We start from the raw sequence: 7,509 nt of genomic DNA, 5'->3' as shown, positions 1-7,509 counted from the left end.
GCGCCGAGGCGGTCTCGGCCAGGCTGGCGGCCTGGCGTTCCGTGCGGGCCGACAGGTCCTCGATCGCGCCGCTGATCTCGCCCGCCCCTGCCCGCAGGCCGCCGGCGCCTTGGATCACCTCGCCCATGGCCGCCTCCAGCCCGGCGATCGCCCGGTTGAAGTCGCCGCGAAGGCCCTCGTAGGCGCTGGGGAAGGCCGTCTCCAGCCGCGACGTCAGATCGCCGGCCTTGAGCCGGGCGACCGCCGCGCCCAGGGCCTCAACCACCTGCAGGCGCCCGGTCTCCTCGGCTTGCCGTTCGGAATCGTGTCGGGCCTTGGCGGTTTCGGTCGCGTCGCGTTCGGCCGCGATCCGATCCTCGGCCGCCTGCCGCGCGACGATCGCCTCCCGGAACACAGCCACGGAATTGGCCATCTCGCCGATCTCGTCGCCACGGCCGGCGAAGGGCACGGCCCGGTCGTAGTCGCCGGCCGCCAGCCGCCCCATGAAGCCGGTCATGGCCTGGATCGGCTTGACGATGCGACGGCTCATCAGGGCGATCCCGCCGCCCACCACCAACAGCAGCAGGACCCCGGCCCCGGCCAGCAAGGCGAAAGCCAGCCTGGTCTGACCGGCGGCCCGCGTCTCGACCGCGGCGGCGTCGCGATTGGCCATGACCACGACCTTGTCGATCACGGCGCGATGGACCTCGTAGGCGGCGTCGGCTCGGGCCAGGCCCTGGCGCGCGCGGTCCAGGTCGCCCGACCGGACGGCGGGCAGGATTTCCTGGTCGATCTCGCGCCAGAACGCCATGGCCGGCGCGGACGACTCGTCGACCAGCATCGTCCGCATGGCCGGGTCGATCGGCGCGGTCTTCCAGTAGGCGTTGCGAGTGTCGTAGTCCTTGCGCAGCGCGGCCAGCTTGTCGGCGGCGGCGTCCACGGTCTCGGGATGGGCGACCAGCTTTGTGGCCACCAGGTCGGCCTCGACCACGTAGAGCGGCGGCGGCAGGATGTCGGCGACGATATCCTTGTTGTCGACGATCTGGCGGAACAGCGGACCGCCGACGCGCAGGCCCTCGATCGCGAACAGAGCCAATCCGCCCGCCAGGATCACGCCTGCCGCGAGCGCGCCGCCAAAGGCGCGCATGACGCCGGAGATCTTCATCTCCATTCTCCCCCGAATCCTCAAGCGCGGAGGATGGGGCGACGAGGTGAACAAAACCTCTACTTGGGCGGAGTGGGGCTTGTTGCGGCCTGTCGCAGGGACCCAAGCGCAAAAAAGGCCCCGGATCGCTCCGGGGCCTCTTCCGTCAGCCAAAGCTGAAAATTCTTAGTCTTCCGAGTCGGCCGAGTAGACCGGACCGGAGTCCTTGCCCTTGGCCGAGACGTCGCGGTCGACGAACTCGATGACGGCCAGCGGCGCGTTGTCGCCGTAGCGGAAGCCGGCCTTCAGGACGCGGATGTAGCCGCCCTGGCGGTCCTTGTAGCGGGGACCGATGGTGGCGAACAGCTTGCCGACTTGCTCGACGTCGCGGACGGTGCTGATGGCCTGACGACGCGCGTGCAGGTCGCCGCGCTTGGCCAGGGTGACCAGCTTTTCGACGAAGGGACGCAGTTCCTTGGCCTTGGGAAGGGTGGTGACGATCTGCTCGTGCTTGATCAGCGAGGCCGACATGTTGGCGAACATGGCGGTGCGGTGAGCGGACGTACGGCCCAGTTTACGGTGAGCTTTACCGTGACGCATTGTGGTCTCTCCTGGGCCTCGGCCCGCTGTAGCGCGAAGAAAAAGCGCTGATTGTCACCAATCCCAGCGGCGTCCCTGCCGGGTTCAGAACGAAGCGCCGGGGCCCTCCACCGCTGTTGCGGCTTCAAAAGGCCCAGGCCGCTCTCGAAAAGAGCGGCCCGGATTAAGCGCGGTACTCGATATACTCTTCTTAGATCTGGTCTTCGAACTTCTTGGCCAGGTCTTCGATGTTTTCCGGCGGCCAGTTCGGAACGTCCATGCCCAGGTGCAGGCCCATGCCGGCCAGCACTTCCTTGATTTCGTTCAAGGACTTGCGGCCGAAGTTCGGCGTGCGGAGCATTTCGGCTTCGGTCTTCTGGATCAGGTCGCCGATGTAGACGATGTTGTCGTTCTTCAGGCAGTTAGCCGAGCGGACCGACAGTTCCAGCTCATCGACCTTCTTCAGCAGGGCCGGGTTGAACGGCAGTTCCGGCTTGGCTTCGTCGGCCGTCTTGGCCTTGGGCTCTTCGAAGGTGATGAAGATCTGCAGCTGGTCTTGCAGGATGCGGGCGGCGTAGGCCACCGCGTCCACCGGCGTAACCGCGCCGTTGGTTTCCACTTCCAGGATCAGCTTGTCATAGTCCAGCGACTGGCCTTGACGGGTCGGCTCGACGCGATAGGCGACGCGCTTGACCGGCGAGTACAGGGCGTCGACGGCGATCAGGCCGATCGGCGCGTCTTCCGGACGGTTCTTGTCGGCGGGGACGTAGCCCTTGCCGGTGTTGACCGTGAACTCCATGCGCACCGAAGCGCCGTCGTCCAGCGTGCAGAGCACGTGGTCGGGGTTCAGGATCTCGATGTCGGCCGGGGTTTCGATCTGACCAGCGGTCACCGGGCCGGGGCCCGTGGCGCGCAGAGTCATGCGCTTGGGGCCTTCGGCGTGCATGCGCACGGCCAGTTGCTTGATGTTCAGAACGATGTCGACGACGTCTTCGCGGACGCCCTCGAGCGAGGAGAATTCGTGCACCACGCCATCGATTTGGATGGCGGTGACGGCGGCGCCCTGAAGCGAGGAGAGCAGGACGCGGCGGAGAGCGTTGCCGAGCGTCACACCGAAGCCGCGTTCGAGCGGCTCAGCCACGATGCGAGCCTTGCGGGTCGCGTCGGCGCCAGTCTCGATTTGCGGCTTCTCAGGACGGATCAGCTCGTTCCAGTTTCTTTCGATCACGTGGTCGATCCCTTGAACGCGGCTCGCCGGCCGCGAATCTCGCAGCCGGCGATGGAGAATTGGGTAGTAAAAGTACTAGACGCGACGACGCTTGGGCGGACGGCAGCCGTTGTGCGGGATCGGCGTCACGTCGCGGATGGTCGTGATGGTCATGCCCGCGGCCTGAAGGGCGCGCAGAGCCGACTCACGGCCCGAACCCGGACCCGACACGTTGACCTCGAGGGTCTTCACACCGTGCTCGGCGGCCTTCTTGCCCGCGTCTTCCGCAGCCATCTGAGCGGCGTACGGGGTCGACTTGCGCGAGCCCTTGAAGCCCATCGCGCCGGCGCTCGACCAGGAGATGGTGTTCCCCTGAGCGTCGGTGATGGTGATCATGGTGTTGTTGAACGAGGCGTTCACGTGCGCCACGCCCGAGGTGATGTTCTTGCGTTCGCGCTTTTTAACGCGTGCCGGTTCCTTGGCCATCGTTCAGGCTGCCTTACTTCTTCTTGCCGGCGATCGGCTTGGCCGGACCCTTGCGGGTGCGAGCATTGGTGTGGGTGCGCTGACCGCGGACCGGCAGGCCCTTGCGGTGACGCAGGCCGCGGTAGCAGGCCAGGTCCATCAGGCGCTTGATGTTCATCGAATTTTCGCGGCGCAGGTCGCCTTCGACGGTGAAGTCCTTGTCGATCGTTTCGCGGATCGAAAGCACTTCGGCGTCGGTCAGCTGGTTGACCCGGCGAGCGTCGTCGATGCCCACCTTCGTGACGATGTCACGAGCGGACTTCTGGCCAATGCCATGAATGTACTGAAGCGCGATCAAAACGCGCTTGTTCGTCGGGATGTTGACGCCTGCAATACGGGCCACGTCTAATGTTCTCCTAGTCACGCACTAAAGACGCGAACGGCGCGCCCGGCCCGGTCTTTCGACCCAGTCCGGCGCGCACAGATCGCGCCCTTTCGCGGAAGCGCCCCGTTATAGGGATAGTTGCGCATCCGTCAATGGCGGAATCCGCTCGAATGAACGGATTCCAACGAAGTTCTCAGGCCACGACAGAAAGCGCGGCGTCTATCGACGCGGCCACGGTGTCCACCGAGGCCATGCCGTCCAGTTCCGTGAGCTTGCCTTGCTCGCGGTAGTAAGGGAGCAGCGGCGCGGTCTGGGCGTTGTAAGCCGCCAACCGCGTCACGAACACTTCCGGATTGTCGTCAGGTCGGCCCTGTTCGGCGAATCGCTTGGAGATCCGCTCGATGAGAGCCGGCTCGTCTACCTTGAGTCGCAGAACGGAGTCGATCTTCTGACCCCGCTTGGCCAGCATGGCGTCCAAGGCCTGGGCCTGGGGCACCGTGCGCGGGAAACCGTCAAAGATGGCGCCGCCGGCGGCTTCCGCCTCGGGCAGCCGCTCCTCGATCAGGGCGATGACGATCTCGTCGGTGACCAGGTCGCCCCGGTCCAGAACGCCCTTGACCTTCTGGCCGAGCTCGGAGCCCGAGGCGATGGCGGCGCGCAGCATGTCGCCGGTCGACAGCTGGACCATGCCACGCTGCTCGACCAGGCGCTTGGCCTGAGTGCCCTTGCCCGCCGCCGGCGGCCCGAACAGGATCAAGTTCATCAATGCGTTTCCTGCATTTCCACGGATCTGCCGCCCGCGTCCGCCCAGACCTAGAGTGGGTTCGCTGAAAACGGAAGCCGGTTTGTGACAAACCGGCTTCCGCTATCTTGCCTTACGTCGCGTCCGCTTCCCCTTTTAGGGATGAGGGCTAGCGCCCCTTGCCGCCGCGCAGCTTCGACTTCTTGATCAGACCTTCATACTGGTGGGCCAGCAGGTGGGACTGGATTTGAGCGACCGTGTCCATGGTCACGGTCACGACGATCAGGATCGAAGTGCCGCCCAGGGCGAACTTGGTCGGGCCCATGCTGCTCATCAGCAGTTCCGGCAGGATGCAGACCGCGGTGATGTAGGCCGCGCCGATCACCGTCAGGCGGGTCAGGACGTAGTCCAGATATTCCGCCGTCCGCTTGCCCGGGCGGATGCCCGGCATGAAGCCGCCGTACTTGCGCAGGTTCTCGGCCGTCTCGTCGGGATTGAACACGACCGAGGTGTAGAAGAACGAGAAGAAGATGATCAGGGCCGCGTACAGCACCATGAACAGCGGCTGGCCGTGTTGCAGGGCGCCGACCACGGTCGGCAGCCATGACAGCCAGCTGGGCAGGTTGGCCGTGGCCAGGAAGCCCATGGCGGTCGTCGGCAGCAGCAGCAGGCTGGAGGCGAAGATCGGCGGGATGACGCCGGCGGTGTTCAGCTTCAGCGGGATGAACGAGGTGTCGCCGCCGATCATCCGATTGCCCTGCTGGCGCTTGGGATAGTGGACCAGCAGGCGGCGCTGCGAGCGCTCGATGAAGACGATGGCGAAGATCACCGCCACGGCCAGCACGGCCACGGCGAACAGGGAGAAGCCTGACATCGCCCCGGTCTGCACCTGGGTGAACATCTGCACCACGCCCAGCGGCAGGGCCGCCACGATGCCCGCGAAGATGATCAGGGACACGCCGTTGCCGACGCCCCGGCTGGTGATCTGCTCGCCCAGCCACATCAGGAACAAGGTGCCGCCGGTCAGGGCCACGACCGTGGAGGCGATGAAGAACACCGGGGCGATGCCGCCGACCACCATGCCCGGCTGGCTCTGCAGGCCCACGGCGATCGAGAACGACTGCACCAGGGCCAGCACGACCGCCAGGTAGCGGGTGTACTGGTTGAGGGTCTTGCGGCCGGCTTCGCCGCCTTCCTTCTTCAGCTTTTCCCACGGCGGATACACCGAGCCCATCAGCTGCACGATGATCGAGGCGCTGATGTAGGGCATCACGTTCAGCGAGAAGACGGCCATGCGCTGCACGGCGCCGCCCGAGAACATGTTGAACATGCCCAGGATGCCCTTCGACTGCTGCTGGAAGGCGGCGGCGAAGGCTTCCGGATTGATCCCCGGGATCGGCACATAGGTGCCGAGCCGATAGACGATCAGGGCGATGAGCGTGAACCAGATGCGCTTGTGAAGTTCGGTGGCCTTCTGGAAGGACCCGAAGTTCATATTGGCTGCGAGTTGTTCGGCGGCCGAGGCCATTCAAATCCCCACGTCGAGAGCGCGCGCCGCATCCGCGGTCAGGTCGCGCTCCAAGCATTAATCCGAGCTCAGGTCCGGGTGGCGGTGAATCGCCGGGGCCGGACAAGGCCCGAGTACGGAGCCGTACATAGGTGAGGCTCGCCGCGATGTCACGGCGAGCCTCGTTATTCTGTCATCCCGATGGGAAACTGCGGCCCGAGCGGGGTGTCCCCTGCCCTCTCCGCGATCCCGGCGACGGCAAGCGTCGCGCGGGATGACGTTGTCGTCTTAGGCTTCGGCTTGAACCTTGACCTTCTTGGTCACAGTCACCGAACCGCCGGCGGCTTCAACGGCCTTGATGGCCGCTTCGGTCGCCGAATAGACGGTCAGGTTCAGCTTGGACTTGATTTCGCCCTTGCCGAGCAGCTTCACGCCGTCCAGTTCGCGACGGATCACGCCTGCGGCGATCAGTTCGGCGGCGCCGAGCTTCGCGCCGGCCTTGAACTTGCCCGCGGCCACGGCCTGCTCCAGGCGCCACAGGTTCACTTCAGCGAACTCCAGGCGGAAGGGGTTGTTGAAGCCGCGCTTAGGCATACGCATGTGCAGCGGCATCTGGCCGCCTTCGAAGCCGGCGATGGCGACGCCCGAGCGCGCCTTCTGGCCCTTCACGCCGCGACCACCGGTCTTGCCCTTGCCCGAACCCGGGCCGCGGCCGATGCGCATGCGGCCCTTGGTCGAGCCGGGAGCCGGAGCCAGTTCATTAAGCTTGGTCATATGTGCCTCTCCTTGGAGATCTACGCCCGGCCAGTGGCCGGACTCGGCTTTGAAAACGGTAGACTTCTTGGCTTCGCCTGAAACCCGACGAGAGGTCGGGCGATCAAACGAAAACCACCCCGGCTTTCACCGGGGTGGCGATTTCGACGTCTCGTAGCAGAACTACTCGACGATTTCCAGCAGGTGCTGGACCTTGCGGATCATGCCGCGCACCGAAGGGGTGTCTTCCAGCTCGGACTCGCGACCCAGCTTGTTGAGACCCAGGCCAGTGAGCGTGGCGCGCTGGATGGCGTTGCGACGGATCGGGCTGCCGGTCTGGCGCACCTTCACGGTCTTGGTTTGCTTAGCGGTAGCCATGTCTTAGCCCTCGATGGCGTCCGGAGCCGAGGCTCCGTCGGCGCGGCGGCCGAGAATGTCGCCAACCTTCTTGCCGCGCTTAGCGGCGATCTGGCGGGGCGACGATTGAACCTTCAAGGCTTCGAAGGTGGCGCGAACCATGTTGTAGGGGTTCGAGGAGCCGGTGCTCTTGGCCACGACGTCAGCGACGCCGAGGGTTTCGAGCACGGCGCGCATCGGACCGCCGGCGATGACGCCGGTCCCGGGAGGGGCGGCGCGCATCATGACCTTGCCGGCGCCCCAACGGCCGTAGCCGTCGTGGTGCAGGGTGCGCGATTCCCGCAGGGGAACGCGGACCATGGTCTTCTTGGCTTCTTCGGTCGCCTTGCGG

9 protein-coding genes and 1 pseudogene are annotated in these 7,509 nt (G+C 65.6%); all 10 read right to left on the bottom strand.

Annotation, left to right across the window (positions count from 1 at the left end; all coding sequences use genetic code 11):
* The coding region (locus WAL33_RS05465) for a HAMP domain-containing protein (RefSeq protein ID WP_422179259.1) at nucleotides 1–1,144 on the bottom strand (1,144 nt) is incomplete at its 3' end.
* A gap of 165 nt (nucleotides 1,145–1,309) precedes the next feature.
* A complete protein-coding gene (gene rplQ / locus WAL33_RS05460; protein ID WP_165186204.1) occupies nucleotides 1,310–1,723 on the bottom strand; it encodes a 50S ribosomal protein L17 in 414 nt (137 codons plus the stop codon).
* 190 nt (nucleotides 1,724–1,913) lie between these two features.
* The gene (locus WAL33_RS05455; RefSeq protein ID WP_056437814.1) at nucleotides 1,914–2,930 is read right to left on the bottom strand and encodes a DNA-directed RNA polymerase subunit alpha; all 1,017 of its coding nucleotides are present in this window, start codon (nucleotides 2,928–2,930) and stop codon (nucleotides 1,914–1,916) included.
* A gap of 75 nt (nucleotides 2,931–3,005) precedes the next feature.
* Complete coding sequence (gene rpsK / locus WAL33_RS05450; RefSeq protein ID WP_007662706.1) at nucleotides 3,006–3,395, bottom strand: 30S ribosomal protein S11; 390 nt, start codon at nucleotides 3,393–3,395, stop codon at nucleotides 3,006–3,008.
* A 13-nt stretch (nucleotides 3,396–3,408) separates the two neighbouring features.
* Complete coding sequence (gene rpsM / locus WAL33_RS05445) at nucleotides 3,409–3,777, bottom strand: 30S ribosomal protein S13 (protein ID WP_422179256.1); 369 nt, start codon at nucleotides 3,775–3,777, stop codon at nucleotides 3,409–3,411.
* Between the two features lie 175 nt (nucleotides 3,778–3,952).
* Nucleotides 3,953–4,522, bottom strand: a complete 570-nt coding sequence (locus tag WAL33_RS05440) for an adenylate kinase (protein ID WP_422179254.1) — start codon at nucleotides 4,520–4,522, stop codon at nucleotides 3,953–3,955.
* Between the two features lie 148 nt (nucleotides 4,523–4,670).
* Nucleotides 4,671–6,029: a preprotein translocase subunit SecY gene (secY, locus tag WAL33_RS05435; RefSeq protein ID WP_422179253.1), complete on the bottom strand. Its 1,359-nt coding sequence runs from the start codon at nucleotides 6,027–6,029 to the stop codon at nucleotides 4,671–4,673.
* Nucleotides 6,030–6,296: 267 nt separating this feature from the next.
* The gene (gene rplO / locus WAL33_RS05430; RefSeq protein WP_422179251.1) at nucleotides 6,297–6,782 is read right to left on the bottom strand and encodes a 50S ribosomal protein L15; all 486 of its coding nucleotides are present in this window, start codon (nucleotides 6,780–6,782) and stop codon (nucleotides 6,297–6,299) included.
* Between the two features lie 162 nt (nucleotides 6,783–6,944).
* On the bottom strand, nucleotides 6,945–7,139 hold the full coding sequence (gene rpmD / locus WAL33_RS05425) for a 50S ribosomal protein L30 (protein WP_422179249.1): 195 nt from the start codon (nucleotides 7,137–7,139) through the stop codon (nucleotides 6,945–6,947).
* 3 nt (nucleotides 7,140–7,142) lie between these two features.
* A pseudogene (locus WAL33_RS05420) lies at nucleotides 7,143–7,509 on the bottom strand (30S ribosomal protein S5); the annotation flags it as partial.

Source organism: Caulobacter sp. (assembly GCF_049283275.1).
Taxonomy (GTDB): Bacteria; Pseudomonadota; Alphaproteobacteria; order Caulobacterales; family Caulobacteraceae; genus Caulobacter.
Note: the sequence above shows the minus strand (reverse complement) of the source record. Positions and strands in the feature narration are given on the sequence as shown.

Coding starts and splice junctions, on each gene's coding strand:
- rplQ (WP_165186204.1), bottom strand. CDS start 1,723: ATGCGTCACGGTAAAGCTCACCGTAAACTGGGCCGTACGTCCGCTCAC.
- rpsK (WP_007662706.1), bottom strand. CDS start 3,395: ATGGCCAAGGAACCGGCACGCGTTAAAAAGCGCGAACGCAAGAACATC.
- WAL33_RS05440 (WP_422179254.1), bottom strand. CDS start 4,522: ATGAACTTGATCCTGTTCGGGCCGCCGGCGGCGGGCAAGGGCACTCAG.
- secY (WP_422179253.1), bottom strand. CDS start 6,029: ATGGCCTCGGCCGCCGAACAACTCGCAGCCAATATGAACTTCGGGTCC.
- rplO (WP_422179251.1), bottom strand. CDS start 6,782: ATGACCAAGCTTAATGAACTGGCTCCGGCTCCCGGCTCGACCAAGGGC.
- rpmD (WP_422179249.1), bottom strand. CDS start 7,139: ATGGCTACCGCTAAGCAAACCAAGACCGTGAAGGTGCGCCAGACCGGC.